We start from the raw sequence: 19,944 nt of genomic DNA, 5'->3' as shown, positions 1-19,944 counted from the left end.
GCCGCGGACACGGTCTCAGAACAGATAGGCGATCTTCATGTAATAGGCGTTCGTTTCCGCCACGTTGCGACCTTCGACGGAATGGGAATAACGCGGCGTGATCGACAGGCGCTTGGTGACGTAGATCATTGCACCGACGCCCAGCGCCGTCTCGCGACTGCTTGAATTGGCGACCCAGAGGTTGGAGGTGTTGTCATGCATGCCGCCGCTGTTCTGCCAGTCGAGCGAGAAGAACGGCTCAAAACGTGACGAGGCTTTCCAGCTGAAACGCAGGTTCGTGTAGAACACGTTGCCGGCTGAATAGCTGTGTTCGCCATTACGGTGTTTGGTCGAACTTACGACGCTGCCCAGATCGCCGTCGAAGCTGAAATGCTTCCATTCGTAGTCGAAAATGATGCTCGACAGGTTGGCCCAGTAATGCATCGCCATGGAATCCCGCGTGCCTGACGGGGTTTCCATGAAGGTCTGGATGCCGAGCGTACTGTGCTTGTTGGGCTTGAACCATCCGGCCGGTCCGACAATCGTCGTGCCCAGACCGCCCCAGTTCTGCCCGTTGGCCAGAGTGTACGCCTCGGACTGAATCAGCTCGAAGGCGAAGCTGACATGCGGGATCGCGTCGAAACTGCGGAAATGCACGTATTTCGTCATGCCGCTCCAGGTATGACTGCCCCCCCGCGCCCGGCGCTGGCCGCCACTGTCATAGACGGAACCGGCCGCGTTCCCGTCACCGTACTGCACGACCACGTTGAACGGCTTGAAATCCACCGGAAGGTCGTATTCATGCGGTCCGATAATGGCCAGTGGAATATCTGCGGCATGCGCGGCAAAGCCCGGAACGAGAGCAACAGCAGGCATGCAGACTGCCAGGGCACCAAGGCGCACTCCGAGCGTGAATTTGCAACGCATGACGTGAATTTCCATAGATATTAATGGGAGTGTGGAGCGTGCCCGCCAGGGACACGCTCCATTCATGACCGGACGATCAGTGCGCGGCTGCGCCCTGTTCCCCGTTCAGGGTATAGGCGATGATATAATCACCGCTGCGGGTGCCAAGGCCCCCATGACCGCCTGCGGCGATCACAACATACTGCTTCCCATCGATTTGATAGGACATCGGCGTGGCCTGTCCACCTGCGGGCAGACGGTCCTGCCAGATGACCTTGCCGTTCGACATGTCGAAACCGCGCAGGTAATCGTCGGCCGTAGCCCCCATGAAGGACACGCCACCCTTGGTCAGGACGCTGCCGCCGATGTTGTACATACCGGTCGGAAGCGGAAGGTTGTTATGCGTCCGGAAAGGACCCGTGTCGCGCGTGGTGCCGACGGGGTGCTGCCAGACGATCTTCTTGGTCACCAGATCGATGGCCGTGATCTTGCCCCAGACCGGTCCCTTGCAGGGGATCTCGAGCGGGTTCAGCCACGGACTGGTGTAGGCGATGTACGGCGTACCGTAATCGGGGGACACGCTCAGAGCGTCGCCCTTGGCTTCCGGCTTGTCGCCCTGACCGTTCCACTTCGGCAGGATGCCAGCGTTTTCAGCCTTCTGACGGTGCTCCAGACGGATCCGGAACGGCAGGTAGCTCGCATTGGCGATCAGCAGTTTGCGCTGCGGATCGATGGAGGCGCCCTGCCAGTCAACCACACCATAGAATGCTGGATAGACGATCGTCGTCTTGCCAACATGCGGCGGCGTGAACTGACCTTCGTAAGCGGACTGGCGGAACTGGATGCGGCAGATCATCTGATCCAGCAGCGTCGCGCCCCACATGTCGCTTTCCTTGAGGTCCGGCGGCGTCAGGGACGGCAGGCCGACAGCGTAAGGCTGCGTCGGGGAGACATGGTCATCCGCTGCAACACCCGCGGTCGGAACCGGACGTTCCTCAACCGGATAACCCGGAACCGGCTTGCCGGTACGACGGTCCAGAACAAAGAACTCACCGCGCTTGGTGGTCTGGATCAGAGCAGGAATGTTCTCGCCATTCGGGCCCGGCAGATCGACCATGGACGGTCCGATCGCCAGATCCATGTCCCACAGATCGTGATGCACGGTCTGGAAGGTCCAGCGGCGCTCACCCGTCTCAATGTCAAGGGCGATCGTGGCGCTGGAGGTTGCGTCGTCGAACGGACGGCGCGAGCCACCCCAGTTGTCTGGCGGGGAGTTACCCATCGGCAGATAGAGCAGACCCAGATCCGGATCGGCCGTGTAGACGCCCCAGGCGTTCGGCGTGTCACGCGTCAGCTCGTCGTTCGGGCCGGGCTTCCAGTTTTCCGGGTTGTGACCGGCATCCCAGGCCCATTCGATTTCGCCCGTGATCGGGTTGAACGCACGGATTGCACCGGACGGTTCGAAATTCGCCTGGTTGTCGAAGATCCAGCCGCCCAGAACCACGCGATCCTTCACCACCAGCGGCGGCGACGTCACGAAGTGGAAGCCATGCGGAACATGACCGAGATACTGGCGCAGGGAGATGAAGCCGTGCTCGCCGAAGTCTTCGCAGGGCTTGCCGGTTTCAGCATCGACAGCCAGCAGGCGCACGTCGCCGACCGGGGAGAAAATGCGCTTCTGGCAGGCCTTGGACCCGTCCGGAGCCTGATAGTCATCCGGCGCCTTGTAATAGGACACGCCACGGCAGGCCAGATAGACGTTCGCGGCCAGATCCTCGGCAGCAGGCTTGGGATCGAACTTCCACTTCACCTTGCCGGTCTTGGCATCGAGCGCCATGACCCAGTTATGCGGCGTGCACAGATAGAGCGTGTCATCGATCTTGATCGGGGTAACTTCAAGATTGAACTCGTGTCCCTGATCCGGGCCGGCAACCACACCTTCATCGGCCTTCTGGACGTCACCCGTGCGGGTCACCCAGGCGCGCTTGAGGTTGCTGATGTTCGCCGGCGTGATCTGGCCCAGCGGGCTGTAGCGGTCACCACCCACCGTGCGGCCATAGGCCGGCCAGTCAGCTTCCGGAGTGTCCTTGGCCGTCAGATCGGACTGCCCCGTCGCCGCCATGCGGTCTGCGGGAAGCGTGCCGTTGATGGAGTAGGACGTGAAGCAGCTTGCGATGATCGCAACCATCGCGATGGCGGCAGAACCGAGCAGTTCGCGCTTGTCCGACACCCAGTTATGACCGGTGCGCCACACCCACGGCAGCAGCATCCAGGCTGCAATGCCGACGAGCGTGAACAGGCGGACTTCCAGGCCCCAGATGTCGAACCCGACCTCAAGAACGGACCAGACGGTCGCCACCAGCAGAAGCGCTGCGTACAGACGCGCGCCCAGCAGCGGGTTACGGAAGCTGATACCAGCAGCCGCGAGCATCACGAGGCCCGCAAGGGCATAGAACCACGAACCGCCGAGAATGAGGAGATATCCTCCCCCTCCCAGCAGGAAAAGCCCGACAAGCGCGAGCAGGATAGAGGTTAATGGAGACATTACCCTCTGGAGTGAAGCAGACATGACACCTCGTTCTTGCGAAAAACGAAAACCATTCTCTCTGAAATGATTTGTCTTTCCTGATCATCGGCGGAACGCGATACCGTTTGCGCTCCGTCATGGCTGTGGCGGACGGGTCAGCCCTGTTCGTACGTCAGGAAGGACAGTGACCAGCGCTTGCAAAAGCTCCGGCTTCATGCCTGCTTCCCTTCCGATCCACAGCACTGAACCGGAAAAGACAAGGAGCGCTGCGTTACCGATGGCTTGCGAAGAAACCCACCTGACACACAACGTTTTACCTTTTCCGGGACCCGTCATTCCTGATTCCGTTCGGCGGGGGCTATCCCACATCGTTGAACACTCACCCGATTGTGACCGTCCGCGTCGCACCTGTCGCAGAACTGCGACAGGTTTTCGACACCCGGTGTCTTATGTCGCCGCCCGAGGGGCGCGATGACCACAACCATGTCCCGCACCTGCCTGTCCGATTCATGGGCAAGGTGCTCCACGAACTACAATCTGGATCCGTCCGAGCGCTGGGAAACACAGGTCCTCAGCCAGCCGGAACTGCGCTTCGTCAGCGGCCGCACGCAGCGTCTGATCCAGAGTGCACTGCCCGAAATGCAGCATCTGCACCGGCTGGTGGACCCGCTGGACTTCATGGTGATGCTGGCCGATCCCAGCGGCATCGTCCTCTCCCGCCACACACAGCGCAGCCAGCTCAGCGGCTGCCGACGCTGGCGTTTTCAGGCAGGAGCGGTGTGGGACGAGCAGAACGCCGGGACCAATGCCATCGGCACCTGCCTGCGTGAGGAACGGCCCGTCATGGTCGTGCACGACCAGCACTGGCGGCTGTGTTTCCGCAAGCTCACGGGCATGGCCGTACCAGTATATAATTCCATCGGGGAACTCGCAGGCACGATGGATATCAGTTCATTTACGGCCGAGAACGTCGTGCCCGCCGCGCCCCTGCTCATGGACGCGCTCCTGACGACGGCCCGGCGCGTGGAGGAAAAACTGTTTCATGACCGCTTCGGGCAGGACATGATCGTGACCCTGGGACCGTCCACGTCATCCTCGTCGATGCTGGTCGCTCTCGACCGTGACGGTCATGTCCGGGGTGCGACACATGCCAGCCGCCGGCACATGAACTGGCCAGAAGGCGAACTGTCCAGCCTCCCGGCCCTGCTGCCCCTGCTCGATGCGCAGGAAGAGCCCAGTTTCCGTCGGGCTGAAGCGCAGGTCATTTACTCCGCGCTGGCGACGGTCCACGGCAATGTCAGCGCCGCCGCCCGCCTTCTGGGGGTGAGCCGCGCCACGTTGCACCGCAAGATCAGGGCGCTTGGTCTTGAGCGCTGAAGTCTGACAGGCTCGCCGCATAATCGTCCGGGCGGAACCCGACCAGTAACAGGCCCGGACCTTCCAGAACCGGACGGCGGATCATGGCCGGATGTTCCAGCATGAGCGCAATGGCCCGCTCCGCATCTAGGCCCTCCCGAAGCTCTGGCGACAGCTTCCGGAACGTCGTTCCCGACCGGTTCAGCAGTTTCTCCCATCCCAGCCGGGCCACCCAACCTTCAAGACGTGAGCGATCCACACCGTCCCTGCGATAGTCGTGGAAGATGAACGCGACCCCGTGCTCGCCCAGCCATGCGCGCGCCCTGCGCATCGTGTCGCAGTTGGAAATGCCATAAATCGTGACAGATGCGCCCATGAATCCTGTTCCTCTTTTCCCGCCGCAAAGGGGGCGATCGCTGTCATGAAACCATGCGCCGGGCGTTCCCACAAACGCGTCGAAAGATGTTCCCGGCAGTCACGTTTTGTTGGAAAAGCCAAAAACCGGTTGTTAATTTTTTTGTGGAGTGCATAGTTAACAAACTATTAACCACCTTCGTGGCGGGCATTCCATGAGCGAACAGACAGTTACATCTGGCAAGTCAGTCAGCGGTTCCACCGTTTCCAGTGGCGACATCCTGATCGTGTCCTCCGGTGGAAGCACGGTTTCGACCACCGTTCTCGACGGCGGTTCGGTTGACGTTCTCGATGGTGGCGTGATTTCCGCCACCTCCATTTCCGGCGCGGCCGGAACCGAGGAGCAGAACCAGTCCGTCATCGTCCGCAGCGGCGGTTCCGCGGTGGATACGACCGTTTTCCATGACCAGTTCATCGTCCTGAATGGCGCGAGCGCCTCGGGCGTTGTCCTCAACGACGGCGGCATGACGGTCCAGGGCAACGGCTCCGCGACAGATGTCACTGTGAACTCGCAGGGCAACTATGCGGTCTATGTCGATGGCGGCACGATGACCAACACCGTCATCAACAATGGCGGCGGCATGGTCGAGTACAGCGACTCCGGCGACCACACCGGCAAGGGCGGCTCGTCCTACAACACGGTCGTCAACAGCGGCGGCTTCGACGTTGTCCTGAGCGGCAGGTCCGTCAACGAGACCGTCAATGCCGGTGCCTACGAGCAGGTTTATGCCCATGGCGTTGCCAGCGGCACGACCCTTTCCGGCGGCAATCTGTATGATGCTGGTTCGGCGCTCGGCACCACGCTCAGCGGTGGCACCCTGACCGTCGAGGCCGGTGGCGTCGCGGTCGGTACGCAGAACACCAGCGGCTGGTCGGTTGTCGAATCCGGCGGCGTCACGAGCGGGGCCGTCATCAGTGGTCGCGCCGCGTTCCAGAGCGTCGCTTCGGGCGCCGTGGACTCCGCATCCACGATCGCCAACGGCGCCAAGGAATGGCTGTCCGGCACGGCCGTCAATGACGTCGTCTCCGGCGTCGGCGAACTGCATATCGCGTCCGGCGCAACGGCTGCCAGCACGACCGTCAGCACCCATGGCCATGAATATGTCAGCGCAGGCGCGGTCGCTTCCGGCACGACCCTGTCCTATCAGGGCATGGATTATGTGGACGGAACGTCGCAGGACGCCACGCTGTCGACCAACAGCCTCCAGATCGTCAACGCTGACGGTCTGGCCGACCATGCAACGCTGTCCACGGGTGCCGTCCAGTACGACAACGGGATCTCGCAGAACACCGTCGTGAACGCAGACGGCACGGAAGTCGTCGGCCAGTATGGCATGTCCTTCGACACCACCATCAACAGTGGCGGCGTCGAGAAGATCAATGCCAGCGGCACGGGCGCCAGCGAGACCGTCAACACCGGCGGCGTGCTCGATGTCCTGTCCGATGGCAAGAGCTACAATGCCAGCGTGACCGGCGGGACGGAAACAGTCGAGGCTGGTGGCCGCAGCGTCAGCACGAACCTGGTCAACGGCAGCGAAGTCGTCAGCGCGACCGGACAGGCCATCAACACGGCTGTCAGCGGCGGTATGCTCCTCGATTCCGGCATTGCGGAAGGCACCACCATCACGGGTGGCTCCATGACGGTTGCCAGCGGCGGATTTGCCAGCGGCACGACCGAAACCAAGGGCAACATCACCGTCCAGTCCGGCGGCTCGACGGTCGGCACGCTGCTCAGCGGCGGTCAGGCTTTCGAGACGGTTCAGGCCGGCGGCGTCGAGAACGGCGCGACCATCATCCGCGGTCAGGACACGGTTGCAGGCTCGGCCTTCGGCGATAGCGCCACCACGCTTGGCAAGATCAACGTCCTGTCCGGCGGTTACACCAGCGGCAGCACCATCACACGTCATGCCCATGAGACGGTCAGCGCAGGCGGCACCGCCGTTGGCACCGTCCTCGACCAACAGGGCATGGACTACGTGTATGGTGCCTCCGTCAGCGCCACGGTGAAGGGTGGAAGCCAGCAGTTCATCAGCGCAGGCGGCACGGCAAGCGAGACGACGGTCGGCAGCGGGTCCACCCAGTATGATGCTGGCCGCACCGATCACACCACGCTGCAGCAGGGCGCTTTCGAGACGGTTCTCTCCGGCGGCGTGGCTGACGAAACCACCGTTGCTTCCGGCTCCTGGCTGACGGTGGATGCCGGTGGCGAGATTGACGAGACGGTCCTCGCCGTCGGCGGCCATATCGACATCGACAGCCTGCAGTATGCCGGCGTGGCCAAGGCCGCCATCAACGGTGACACGCTCGTCATCACGGAAGGTGATGCGAGCTACACCATCGATCTCGAAGGTGATTATTCCGACTATCATGCCGAGCTGACCGAAGACCGCGACGGCAGCACGGTTGTCACGCTCGCCAAGGGCAGCGAAGTCTGCTTCCTGCCCGGCACGATGATCACGACGCCTTCCGGCACCGTGGCCGTCGAAGACCTGCGCATCGGCGACGAGGTTACGGCCTGGGTCGATGGCCGCCCCGTCAGCCGCAAGGTTACCTGGGTCGGCAGCAGGCGCGTCCGTGCACAGGGTGGCGCCTCGGCTGACCTCTCCGGTCATCCGGTGCGTATCCTCAAGGATGCGATTGCCGCGAACGTGCCGAACAGGGACCTGCTGGTCACGCCGGAACACTGCCTCTTCATCGATGGCCGTTTCGTCCCGACCCGCATGCTCGTCAACGGCCGCTCGGTGTTCTACGACCGCTCCATCAGCGTCTATGACTACTTCCACATCGAGACGGAAAACCACTCCGTCATCATGGCGGACGGCATGCTGACCGAGAGCTATCTCGACACCGGCAACCGTCGCAGCTTCACCCAGCACGGTGAAGTCGCAAGCCTCGGTGGCCGTCAGAAGAGTTGGGAGCAGGACGCCGCCGCAGCCCTGACCGTGGACCGCGCAACGGTGGAGCCGATGTTCCGCCAGATTGCGGATCGCGCCATCGCTGCCGGTCTGGAAAGCCATGAAGCTGCTGCCGAACTGACGCAGGATGCGGATCTGCATCTCGTGGCCGATAACGGCATGGTCATCCGCCAGAGCCGCGAGGCCGCCGGCCGGGCAATCTTCATGATTCCTGCCGGGGTGAGTGCAGTTCGCGTCGTCTCCCGCACGGCCCGTCCGTCCGAGACGGTTGGACCGTTCGTTGATGACCGTCGTGAGCTGGGCGTTCTGGTCGGCGATGTCGTCCTGTACGACTCCCGTGCCACGCGCTCCATCACGTCGCATCTGACACAGGCCGATCTGGATGGCTGGCAGGCTGCCGACAATGCCGACTGCCGCTGGACGGCCGGTAATGGCCTGCTGACATTCGGCGAGCGCGATCAGGACAGCCTTGCCCTGCTCTCCATCGAGATCCGTGCCGCCGGCCCGTATCTTGCAGACCGCGCAGTCGAAACGGCCGCAAAGTTCGCCTGATCCTTCAGGCCCCGCGACGTTCCTTCCCGGAATGCCGCGGAACAGAACAGAAAACCCGGGAGAGGCCTCGCCTTTCCCGGGTTTTTTCATGTCGGCTGTTGCCGGATTCAGTTGTTCCAGTGAATACCCGGAAGCGGCTTCTCCAGCTTTGAAATTGGCTTGATGGTCCGGCAGTTCCCGCGCGGCTTCACACCTTTGAGCAGACTAAGGGCAAAGGGCACGGAATCATCGGCCGAGACATTGACCGCGCCGTTATGGGTCAGCCCCGGATACTGCTTCCAGGTCACAGACGTTCCGGCATCGCACATCGCGGCGACCGCGTTATACTGCTGGGCGACACCGGCCTCGTCATCCGCAAGCCCCGTTCCCACGAAGACCGGCATCTTCAGATGCGCGTCCGGGATGGTGAAGGCGGTATCGAAACCCTGTTCCAGCGGTGAACGATCGCCGGTGAAGACGTTCTCTTCCGTCATGTCATGGGCGTTGGTGTATTTGAACAGATCACCGAGGCAAGACTGACGGGCCTGATGGGAGAGCTCTTTTCCCTTCTCCGTCATGAACTGCCGCACGTCCGCTTCCGGGTGCAGGCTGGTCATGGAGCCCTCAACCGTCAGGATGCCGTAGGACGCCGACATGTGCGGGGATTCCGGGTTGTCACGCACAAGCTGCGGGTGAGCCGTTTTTGCCGGGACATGGAACGCAATCACGACGCCCGTCGCCACCGTACCCAGAACATGCAGATCCGGCGCATATTGCGGGGCGAGCCAGCCGGTTCCAAGTGCCGCACCACCGCCCTGCGACTGACCAACCAGAACGATCTGGTTGCGCAGCGTGCCCTTGTACTGCTGAAGGGAGGCCCGCAGGCCGTTCAGCACGCTGTAGCCTTCGGGACGATACATCAGATACGGATGCGGCCCCGGTGTGCCGAGGCCCTGATAGTCACTGGCGACCACAGCAAAGCCTGCGGCCAGCCAGCGATCCAGATACGCCCGGTCCCGCGAGAAATAGCCCCGCCATGACGGCGCGCAGATATCGGCGATGCCGGTCGTGCCATGCTCCCATGCCACGATCGGCCAACCCCCCTTGGGCGGTGTGCCTTTGGGGAAGATGATCTGCCCCGACACCGCCACGGGAGCGGGCTCGCCGACACCGCTGATAGACGTATAAAGCGTGCGGACGGCCTGTCCGGCGTTATCGGGCAGGTGCTTGCCCTGAATGTCCTCGGTCCGGATCATGACGCCCGGTCCTGCGGGAAGCTGCGCAGGCGGCTGGTAGAAAACGCTGACGCCACCGTCTCCATGCGGACGGTCCGGCTCGGCCACGGCGACCTGCTGTTTTGGTGCGGGCTGCGGCGTGGCACAGGCGGCGAGCGTTCCCAGTGCGCTGGCACACAGGAAAAGACGGGCAGAAAACTTCATGAGGCTCTCCAGCGGATGGGAAGGATGGCGTTGAAGGTCAAAGACTTACTGGCCCAGGGCAACGCCGTCGCGATGCGGATCGCCCCAGCCTGTGAGCCCGTCCGGACCAATGGTGATGGCCTGCACGGCCGCGTTCATGACGGCAGCATGCGGGTGATGGCCCATGCTCTCAAGCGCGGATTTCAGTTCGGCGGCCGATGTGCCGTGTTCCAGCTCTTCCGCGCGGTTCTGCGCGCCGATACGCGGCTGTTCAATGGCCGTGCGGATGTTCTGTCCCCAGGCGAGATGGCCGACCAGTGTCTGCACCACGGAATCAATGATCCGCGCGCCACCACCAGCGCCCACGATCACTTCAGGCTGCCCGTCCGCGCCAAATACGATGGTCGGCGCCATCGTCGTAATCGGCCGCTTGCCGGGAGCCGCGATATTGGCGACCTGCAGTCCGTCCACGACAGGATGCGTCGCGAAATTGGTGATCGCGTTGTTGAGGACGACGCCGTCCACGACGATATCCGCCCCGAAGTTAAGGTTGATGGTCGTGGTGAAGGAAAGAGCGTCTCCGGCAGCATCGCGGATGGCCAGATGCGTCGTGGCGGGCACCGTCATCGCGTCAGAAACCGGAAGACTGACCAGACGGCTCTTCAGCACGCCCGGACGGACCTGACCTGCCGCTTCCCCTTTGGAAACCAGAGTCGCACGCGCGTCCAGATAGGCCGGGCTCAGCAGTTCATCTGTCGCAACGGGCGTATAGTCGGGATCGGCGGCATATTTGCGACGGTCGGCCTCTGCCAGACGCGAGGCTTCCAGCAGAAGATGCGCAGCCTCGATACTGCCGGGTCGATACTGGCCGATTTTCAGACGATCAAGGATCGCAAGCTGCTGAAGCACGGACAGCCCCCCTGCGACCGGCGGGGCGGCGGAGCAGATGCGGCGGCCAAACGCCTCGACACAGAGCGGCGCGCGTTCGCGGACCTTGTAGGAGGCGAGATCCTTCGGCGTGATGTGCCCCGGATACGGCCCAGTCGCCACGGCAGCGGAAATCTTGCGGGCGAAAACGGGGCCGTAGAAGTAGTCCGCGCCCTTGGTCGCCACCTGCGTCAGCGTCTCGGCCAGTGCCGGATTGTGCAGGATCGTGCCTTTGGGCAACGGATGACCGTCCGCATCGAAATAGGACTTGAAGCTGGCTTTCTGCGCCAGTTCCGGGCGTTCCGTCAGGACAAGATGCAAATAGCCGGGCATCGCATAGCCATTACGGGCCGTAGCAATGGCGGCCTGAAACAGATCTGCCCAGGGGAGCTTGCCGTAACGTTTGTGCAGAAGTTCCAGCGTCCGCAGCGTGCCCGGAACGGCCACAACACGCCCGCTGCGCTCCAGCAGGGCGTGAGGGATGGCGTGCCCGTCCGCATCATGCGCATAGTCCTGCGGCACGATGGCAGGCGCGGCCGCCAGTCCATCGTAAAACGAGAGTTTTCCGGCGCTTTTGTCCCAGTACAGGATCGTGGAGCCGCCCCCCAGACCCGAGGCCTGCGGTTCGACAACGGCCAGCACCATCTGCGCCGCAATCGCCGCATCAACGGCGCTGCCGCCGCGGCGGATCACATCCATCGCGGCCTGCGAGGCCAGCGGATTGGCGGTGGCGGCCATGGATGTCGTGGCCGTGCTGGGCTGGGCAACCGGAACCGTGCTGACAGCCGGGTGATCCGTCTGCGCACATCCGCCCAGTGCCAGAGTCTGCATCAGCCCCATCATGCCGAACACTCCGCACAGGCTGGCCCGGCGCCGGCTGAAAAGACGGTTGCGGGCCAGTGGACGGGATGCAGGAAATGCTCTGGAATGCATGATGCAGCACATACTTTCATGGTCGGAACGGAAAACATCGTAACAGGATCGTTACGGCCTTCAATCGCCCCGATAAATGCTGCTATGATGGAAACATTATCAACCAGCGGTTTGCAATGAACGTTTTTCAGGCCATGACCACCTTCATGGCGGTCGTCGAGACCGGCAGCATGACCGCTGCCGGAGAACGCTGCGGCATTTCCCCCACGATGGTGGGCAATTACGTGCGCCTTCTGGAAGAACGACTGGGCACGAGCCTGCTGCGCCGCACCACGCGGCGCCAGAGCCTGACAGCGTTCGGGGCCGTCTATTTCGAGAAATGCCAGTCCATTCTCAAGCTGCTGGATGAAACCGAACATCTGGCACAGGCCGCGCAGACCCTGCCTTCCGGCACCCTGCGCGTCACGGCACCGGTCACTTACGGCACCCAGAGCGTCACGCCCTGTCTGGCGCGGTATCTGGCCGAAAATCCGTCCGTGGATGTCGATCTGGTCCTGACGGAACGCAGTGTGGACCTGACGCATGAGAAGTTCGACATCGCCATCCGCCTTGGCGTGCCTGAACCGTCCTCGCTCATGTGCCGCCGGCTGACGGATTACCGCATGACGCTGTGCGCGTCCCCGGACTATCTCGACCGTCGGGAAGAGCTTCTGGTGCCGCAGCAGCTTGCGACGCATGATGCACTGGCCTTTGCCTACACATCGTCATCGCCCTGGCACTGGGCCCGGCATGAGTGGCATTTTGAAAGTCCCAAGGGCCGCGTGACGGTCGAAATGCGCAGGCGGGGGCTGTTCAACAGCACGCAGGCCATGCGACGCGCGGCTCTGGGCGGCCTGGGCATCGCAATGCTGCCGACCGATCTGGTGCAGGACGATCTGAAAGCGGGGACCCTTCAGGCGCTCCTGCCCGATTACACGCTGCCCTCACGGCCGATCTATCTGCTCTATCACAAGGAACGCTACAGCGCGCCGACGCTCCATTCCTTCATCCGGTTCATCATGCGCAATCTCGGGGACCGCCCGAGTGGATCAGGACAGGGCGGAGCGGGCTCTGGTGGAGCCGGAGCATCATGAACGCGGATGGCAGGCCTTCCACGCGTTTCAGGATGACGCTGCCTGTCATTGCTTCCATTCTCGGCAACATCATAGAATATTACGATTTCGTTATTTACGCATCGTTCTCAAGCGCCATCGGGCAGACCTTCTTTCCTGCCGGGCTGGCCTTCTCCCAGATCGCGCTGACCCTTGCGACCTTCGGCTTCACCCTGCTCGCACGCCCCGTCGGCGCCGTCGTGCTCGGGATCTGTACGGACCGCAGGGGCCGGACCTTCACCATGATCCTGTGCATTGCGCTCATGGCGACCGGCAGCCTGCTGATTACTTTCACGCCCGGTTATCAGAGCATCGGCATGGCTGCTCCGCTCCTGATCGTCACGGCGCGCCTGCTGCACGGGTTTTCGCTAGGGGGAGAGTTTGGAAGTGCCACGTCCTTCCTGATCGAACAGGCGCCGGGACATGAGGCGCGGGCTGCAAGCTGGCAGGCCATCGGGCAGATCGTCGCCTCCCTTGCCGCCGCGATCGTCACACTGAGCCTGACTCTGCTGCTGCCCGCGCAGGGATTCGACAGCTATGGGTTCCGGATCGCAGCCGGTCTGGGCGCCCTGGCGGGGCTGCTGGCGCTGGTCCTGCGCTTCAGACTGGTCCGGACACGCCCTTCGCCCCCCGTTGCGAAGGTCACGGTCCCGTCCCCGTTCCTCAAACGGGAGAATCTGCTCCGCACGCTGGCCGTCATGGGCTCCGTCGCGCTGGGAAGCGGCATCACCTATCTGGGCATCTACATGCCCCATTATGCCCGGCTGCATTTCCATGTCGCGGCCCGGCTGGCCTATGCGTCCGCGCTGCTGACCTATGGGGGGCAGCTTGTGTTCACGCCCCTGCGCTGGAAGCTGGCGGATTATTTCGACAGAACCCGCAGCATCACGCCGATGCTCCTGTCCTGCGCCCTTCTGTTCTGCCTGCCCTGGCCGATGTTCCGGCTGGTCTCGATATGGCCGGAGAGCATCCTGGTCATGCCGCTTCTGTTCAACGTCAGCGGACTGCTCTATTTCGCGGCTCTTGATGGCTTCATCGGCCTTCTGTTCCCGGATCGCCTGCGCGGACGTGGCCTGACGATCGGCTATTCCTTCGGCGTCGTCCTGTTCGGCGGCCTCGCGCCGCTGACGAACGCTGCCCTGATGTCCTGGAGCGGTACGGAACAGGCCCCAGCATTCTATCTGGGCCTGACCGCCCTGATCTCGGCGAGCGCGATTTTCGGGGCCAGACGCCTGCTCTGAACCAGGAACGTTCCGGGGAACCCATATTTCCAGACCGGAATGGAAACTCCTCCTTCATGACAGACTATGAAACTACCAATTTTTCCTTGGGAATGTTCTTATGATCGTCTCCTTTATCTTCAGCCCCAGATTCATAACGGTATCGTAGCGTTAGTTTTTTCAGGATCCCGCCAGACATGTCTTCCAGAATCCCCGCCCCGTCAGACCCCGTGCGTCCCTGCCGACTGCCCGCGCTCTCCTTTCTGATGGGAAGAGGGAAAAAATTTCTGGCGGCTGCCACGATCCTCAGCAGCGCAACCGTTCTTGCAGGCAATACCGCCTGGGCCGAAGACCCCACGAAGACCAGACACGCCCGCAAGGCGGCACATCACGCCGCGCCCACTTCGACGGAAGCGAAGGGAGGGCAGGAATCGATCAGCGTTCTGGGTCAGCGCAGCCAGGCTCCGGGTGGCGGCATGATGCGGGCGGAGACGGCAGCTCGCTCCATCCAGTCCGTCACGCAGGCCTATATCGAGATGCAGAGCCCGACCAGTTCGCCGCTCGACCTGATCAAGAACCTGCCCAGCGTCAATATTTCGACGCCAGATCCTTCCGGAAACGAAGGCGGCTCCATCAGCAGCCGCGGCCTGTATGACAACGACATCGGCTTCCTGCTCAACGGCATGCCGATCGCCAACGGCTCCTCAACGTCTGCGTCGAACTTCATCCAGAACTACATCGACAGCAACAATATTGCCTCTGAATCCATGACGCCGGGCTCGATCTCGGTCGAAGATCCGCTGACCTCCGCCGCGGCTGGTGCGCTGAGCATCACCACCCGTGCGCCCTCACAGAAATTCGGCGGTTTCATCTCCGGCAGCTACGGCTCCTTCAACACGTCGCGCGAGTTCATCCGGTTGGACAGCGGCGAGATCGGCCATTCCGGCATCACAAGCTATGCCTCATTCTCGAACATGCATTCGGACGCCTGGCGCGGCTCGGGCACCAGCGAGCGCAAGCACATGGACTTCCGGATGACGAAGAAGATCGGTGAACGCAGCGCCATCGATCTGTTCGTGGGCTACAACCACTCGTTCTATTACCAGAACCGCTATCCCACGATGGCGAACTTCTATGCGGACAAGAACGGCCTGCCGGTCACGACGCCCATCAGCTACACCGCCACCTTCAGCGCGACATCCCCCAGCAGCTATTACGGCACGCATGGCTCGGACAAGGACCAGTTCTACGCGTCCCTGCCGATGCACTTCGCGCTGAACCATCTTTTCAGCGTCACCATCACGCCCTACTACCAGCGCGCAGCCATCACGCTGAACAGCGCCTCGCGTCTGCAGGAAGGCCATACCTATGCGGGAACGGCACTCCAGAAGGTTGATCTGAACGGTGATGGCAAGATCAGCACGGCCACGCGCGCGGCTGTCTCGACCAATGCCATGTCCCTCAACCAGCAGGGCGGCGTTGTCGCCAGCCTGCACTGGCATGGCGAGAACAATGACGGCCAGATCGGCTACTGGCATGAGGAGAATTCCTATTCCCTCAAAACGCCACTGTCGCGCATGAACCAGGTCACGGGCGCCCAGCCTTCGGACACGGATACGGCCGCCTATTACCGCACCACCAGCGGCAACATCTATTATTCGACCAACTATCTGGGGTCCTACAGCCTCAATTCCGGCTTCATGGAAGACACGCAGTTCTTCCTGAACCACAAGATGTCGCTGACCGGGGGCATCAAGGTCGTTTCCGAAACCCTGCGTGGTCAGGACTTCCTGGCCAGCACGGCAAGCCGTTCGAACCACACCTTCGTCTCCCCGATGCCCCGCATGTCCTGGTCCTGGGACTTCGCGCCGCATCATCAGATCTACATCAACGCGGAAGGCGATTTCCGCGCGCCCTCACCCGTCAATCTGATCACCCGCTACAGCACAAGCACGGGTGCCATGACGACCTCAGGGGCCAATGCGAAGCCGCAGTATTCGATCAAGGAAGAGCTGGGATACCGCTATACGGGTGACGTCTTCCTCGCGGATGTCAGCGTCTACAACTTCAACGTCACCAACCGCCTGCTGTCGCTCAACACCTATAGCAACGACGTACCTGTCAGTCAGACGCTCAATACGGGTGGCGAGACGATCCGCGGCGTGGATCTGATGCTGTCCACCAAACCGCTGTTCCACCGCTTCCGGCCGTATCTGTCGTTCGAATACCTGCACGCCACGATGGACAACAACCTGCCGATTGCCGCCGATAACGGCTCGATCGACTATCTGAAGACGCGCGGCAAGACGCCGATCATGACGCCGAAGTTCATGGGCAGCATTGGCCTGACTTACACGGAAGGCCCGTTCTTCCTGAATGCCAGCATCCGCTACACGGACAAGCAGTATTCGACGTTCATGAACGACCAGACGATGCCATCCTATTTCTCGGACTCACTGTCGTTGGGGTATCACCTGCCGAAATTCTTCATCGCGCAGTCACCGGTCTTCAAGCTGAACTTCACCAACCTGACCGGCCAGTACAAGCTGGGCGGCGTCTATTACTTCGCAGAGAACGCCCGGGCCACAACGGGTGTCTACGGCAACAAGATCTCGGCGGATTCCGCCCCGTCCTATTACATCCAGCCGCCCTTCTCGATGATGGGCTCGCTCTCCACCAGCTTCTGAAGAAACGACGGCTCCCTCGATGTGAGGGAGCCGTTTTCGGTCTCAGGCGACGAGACCGCCATCCACCAGGATGGACGCACCCGTGATGTAGGACGCATCCGGGCTGGCGAGGAACGACACGGTGCGGGCAATGTCGTTGACCTTGCCGTAGGATTCCGTGGCCGTGAACTTGCGGATGACGGCAGCGGCCGCGCCGTCTTCGGGGTTGAGGTCCGTTGCAATCGGACCGGGCTCGACGACATTCGCCGTAATGCCTTGCGGTCCGAGATCCCGCGCCACACCTTTCGTGAAGCCGATCAGACCGGCCTTCGTCGCCGAATAGAGCGAAATACCCGGGAACGGCGCACGCTCGCCAAAGGCAGAGCCGATATAGATCAGGCGGCCACCCGTCTTCATGTATTTCAGCGCTTCAACCGTCTCGACCATGGCGGCGCGCAGGTTGAGGTTCAGAACCTCCTCGATCTGAGTGACGGTCATTTGGGCAATCGGGCCGTAAGGATAGATGCCCGCGTTGCAGACCAGCGCGTCCAGACGCCCGAACGCTTCATGCGTCTTCGTGATGGCCGCGATATTGCCGTCCGTGCTGCCACCATCCGCCTGCACCGCAACAGCCTTGCGGCCCAGCGCCTCAACTTCTGAAACGACTTTCTGCGCGGCTTTTTCATTGCGGGCATAAGTGATGGCGATATCGAAGCCATCCTGCGCCAGCTTCAGCGCGATCGCCGCACCGATACCGCGTGAACCACCGGTAATGAGCGCTACTCTCTGGGTCATGATCCTGTTCCTTCTGACTGTACGGACGAAAGATCCGTTTGAGCGACCAGATCATGAGGCATTTCCGTGCCGGACCCAACCACCTGTTGGACATTGTGAAGACATCCGCCGATCAAAGGCCTAGAACACACATCATGTCGGAACAGCAGAACCCCACCGGACCCCGTCGCGGCTGGACGGATATTATCGCAGGTCTGTCCCTCGCCTCGGTGAATATTCCGCAGGTTCTGGGCTATACGCGCATTGCGGCCATGCCCGCGGTAACGGGTCTTTATACGGTCCTGCTGCCACTTGTGGCCTTTGCCGCGTTCGGTTCGTCCCGGCATCTGGTCGTAGCTGCCGATTCCGCGACGGCGGCCATTTTCTCAAGCGCGGTCGGCAAGATGGCGCGCCCCGAAAGTGCGCATTACATCGCGCTCGTCAGCATGACGGCGCTGCTCTGCGCAGCACTTCTGCTGGTGGCCCGGGTCTTCCGGCTGGGGTTTCTGGCGGATTTCCTGTCCCGCACCGTGCTGACGGGATTTCTGGCCGGGGTGGGCGTGCAGGTGTGCATCGCGATGCTGCACGACATGCTGGGCGTGTCGGTCAGCGCGCATAATCCGCTGGTACAGGCGTACGAGACCCTTCGTCAGATCCCGCATGGGAGCCTCATGGTCGCAGGTCTCTCGGCGGTGACGGTCGGCATCCTCATGACCGGGCAGCGCCTTGCGCCGCATCTTCCAGCCGGGCTCTGCGTCGTGATCGGAAGCATCGCGCTGAGCATGGGGCTGAACCTCTCCCATCACGGGGTTCCGACACTGGGGCATGTCGCAGGTGGGTTGCCGCATTTTGGCCTGCCGGACATTTCCTGGAACGAGCTTCTGGCCCTCCTGCCCGTCGCGGCCTCCTGCGTGTTCGTCATTATCGCGCAGAGTGCGGCGACATCCCGGGTTTTCGGAGAGCGGTTTCATGAAACTGTCGATGAAAACCGCGATCTTCTGGGGCTTTCTGCCGCCAATGTCGCGGCGGGACTGAGCGGAACCTTCACCGTCAATGGCAGCCCGACGCAGACGGCCATGGCCGTGCGGTCCGGTGCCCGCACGCAGGTGGCACAGGTCACGTTTGCCTGCGTGACGCTCATGGTGCTGCTGTTCCTGACGCGCCCGCTGGAGGCGCTGCCGCGCTGCGTTCTGGCGGGGATCGTCTTTACCGTGGCGGTCGGCATGATCGACCTGAAGAGCCTGCGCGCGATCCGGCAGGAAAGCCCCGGTGAGTTCTGGCTGGCCGTTACGACAGCCGCCGTCGTTGTGGGGATCGGCGTCGAGGAAGGCATTTTCCTTGCCATCGCGCTCTCACTGTTCCGCCATGTCCGGCACAGTTACGAGCCTCATACGATGGTGCTGCAACAGTCCCCGACCGCCGGTGTTCTGGAAGCGCTGCCCGCAAAGGACGGGCTGGAAAGCGCTCCCGGGCTGATCGTCTTCCGCTTCTGCGCCGATCTGTTCTACGCCAATTCGACGCGCTTTCGGCAGGATCTTCTGGATCTGGTGGAGCATGCGCCCCATCCCGTCCGCTGTGTCGTGCTGGATGCAAGCCCCGTCACCGACATCGATTATTCCGCTGCCGCCGACCTGCGGGACCTGATTGCGCAACTACATCAGCGGGGCATCGCGCTGATTTTCGGGCGGGTGAGCGTTTACCTGAGGGCCGATATGGACCGGCACCACATCACCCCGGCGCTTGGGGACGGCAATATCTACGCCGAACTGCATACGGCGCTGAAAGCCGCCCACCGGATCCTTGGGGACACGGCTGCGCCCCCACCGTCCGTCAGGCCTTCCTGACGAACTCGGACTTCAGGTTCATCGCGCCGATCCCGGGGATCTTGCAGGCGATGTCATGCCCGTCGCCACCGTCCGAAAGACGGATGTTCTTCACCTTGGTGCCGCCCTTGACGACCATGGACGAGCCCTTGATCTTCAGATCCTTGATGACCGTCACGCTATCACCGTCGGCAAGGACGTTGCCATTGGCATCGCGGATTTCGGCGGAAGCCTCGCCGCTTTCCGCTGCCGTCTCGGCCGGGTTCCACTCATGCGCGCATTCCGGGCACATCCACAGCGCACCATCCGGATAAACGTGTTCGCACCCGCAGACCGGGCATTTCAGATTACTGTCCATGATGACCTTTTTCCGTTTGTGGCCGGACACTACTGCACGCACGCAGTATTTCAAAACGGAGTTCACCCGTTTTCATAATCTGTTCGTTCGACATGGAGCGCGCTAT

The 19,944-nt window shown here is 62.2% G+C and carries 13 protein-coding genes; 6 read left to right on the top strand and 7 right to left on the bottom strand.

What is annotated here, in order from left to right; genetic code table 11:
• Positions 1-15: 15 nt before the first annotated feature.
• The gene (locus KP701_RS08435) at positions 16-855 is read right to left on the bottom strand and encodes a transporter (RefSeq protein WP_252345502.1); all 840 of its coding nucleotides are present in this window, start codon (positions 853-855) and stop codon (positions 16-18) included.
• Positions 856-982: 127 nt separating this feature from the next.
• Positions 983-3,454: a membrane-bound PQQ-dependent dehydrogenase, glucose/quinate/shikimate family gene (locus tag KP701_RS08430; protein ID WP_215746782.1), complete on the bottom strand. Its 2,472-nt coding sequence runs from the start codon at positions 3,452-3,454 to the stop codon at positions 983-985.
• 429 nt (positions 3,455-3,883) lie between these two features.
• Here KP701_RS08430 and KP701_RS08425 point away from each other — a divergent pair, with 429 nt between their 5' ends.
• Entirely contained in the window at positions 3,884-4,789 is a 906-nt protein-coding gene (locus tag KP701_RS08425; RefSeq protein ID WP_252345498.1) for a helix-turn-helix domain-containing protein, read from the top strand.
• Here the strand turns inward: KP701_RS08425 and KP701_RS08420 are convergent.
• Positions 4,764-5,144, bottom strand: coding sequence for an ArsC family reductase (locus KP701_RS08420; RefSeq protein WP_215746781.1), 381 nt, complete (start codon positions 5,142-5,144; stop codon positions 4,764-4,766). The two genes, KP701_RS08425 and KP701_RS08420, sit on opposite strands and share 26 nt — an antisense overlap.
• A gap of 193 nt (positions 5,145-5,337) precedes the next feature.
• On the opposite strand from KP701_RS08420, the gene KP701_RS08415 reads away from it, so the two are divergent.
• A complete protein-coding gene (locus KP701_RS08415; RefSeq protein ID WP_215746780.1) occupies positions 5,338-8,649 on the top strand; it encodes a Hint domain-containing protein in 3,312 nt (1,103 codons plus the stop codon).
• 107 nt (positions 8,650-8,756) lie between these two features.
• Here the strand turns inward: KP701_RS08415 and KP701_RS08410 are convergent, their stop codons facing one another.
• Both KP701_RS08410 and ggt read right to left on the bottom strand, forming a co-directional pair.
• Positions 8,757-10,067, bottom strand: coding sequence for a lipase family protein (locus KP701_RS08410; protein WP_215746779.1), 1,311 nt, complete (start codon positions 10,065-10,067; stop codon positions 8,757-8,759).
• Positions 10,068-10,112: 45 nt separating this feature from the next.
• Positions 10,113-11,906 carry a gamma-glutamyltransferase gene (gene ggt / locus KP701_RS08405; protein WP_252345497.1) on the bottom strand — a complete coding sequence of 598 codons (1,794 nt, stop codon included), beginning with the start codon at positions 11,904-11,906 and terminating at the stop codon, positions 10,113-10,115.
• A gap of 116 nt (positions 11,907-12,022) precedes the next feature.
• On the opposite strand from ggt, the gene KP701_RS08400 reads away from it, so the two are divergent.
• From KP701_RS08400 to KP701_RS08390, 3 genes are all read left to right on the top strand, one after another.
• Positions 12,023-12,979: a LysR family transcriptional regulator gene (locus KP701_RS08400; RefSeq protein ID WP_215746778.1), complete on the top strand. Its 957-nt coding sequence runs from the start codon at positions 12,023-12,025 to the stop codon at positions 12,977-12,979.
• Positions 12,976-14,238, top strand: a complete 1,263-nt coding sequence (locus tag KP701_RS08395) for an MFS transporter (RefSeq protein ID WP_252345496.1) — start codon at positions 12,976-12,978, stop codon at positions 14,236-14,238. The genes KP701_RS08400 and KP701_RS08395 overlap by 4 nt, the downstream gene beginning before the upstream one ends.
• A gap of 176 nt (positions 14,239-14,414) precedes the next feature.
• A complete protein-coding gene (locus tag KP701_RS08390) occupies positions 14,415-16,904 on the top strand; it encodes a TonB-dependent receptor (protein WP_215746777.1) in 2,490 nt (829 codons plus the stop codon).
• A gap of 42 nt (positions 16,905-16,946) precedes the next feature.
• Here KP701_RS08390 and KP701_RS08385 read toward each other — a convergent pair whose 3' ends face one another.
• The gene (locus KP701_RS08385; protein WP_215746776.1) at positions 16,947-17,678 is read right to left on the bottom strand and encodes an SDR family NAD(P)-dependent oxidoreductase; all 732 of its coding nucleotides are present in this window, start codon (positions 17,676-17,678) and stop codon (positions 16,947-16,949) included.
• 134 nt (positions 17,679-17,812) lie between these two features.
• Here KP701_RS08385 and KP701_RS08380 point away from each other — a divergent pair, with 134 nt between their 5' ends.
• Complete coding sequence (locus tag KP701_RS08380; protein WP_215746775.1) at positions 17,813-19,501, top strand: SulP family inorganic anion transporter; 1,689 nt, start codon at positions 17,813-17,815, stop codon at positions 19,499-19,501.
• Here the strand turns inward: KP701_RS08380 and KP701_RS08375 are convergent.
• Positions 19,488-19,838, bottom strand: a complete 351-nt coding sequence (locus KP701_RS08375) for a zinc ribbon domain-containing protein YjdM (RefSeq protein WP_011252105.1) — start codon at positions 19,836-19,838, stop codon at positions 19,488-19,490. The two genes, KP701_RS08380 and KP701_RS08375, sit on opposite strands and share 14 nt — an antisense overlap.
• Between the last annotated feature and the right edge of the window lie 106 nt (positions 19,839-19,944).

Origin of the sequence: Gluconobacter sp. P1C6_b, assembly GCF_018811945.1 — a bacterium.
Taxonomy (GTDB): domain Bacteria; phylum Pseudomonadota; class Alphaproteobacteria; order Acetobacterales; family Acetobacteraceae; genus Gluconobacter.
Note: the sequence above shows the minus strand (reverse complement) of the source record. Positions and strands in the feature narration are given on the sequence as shown.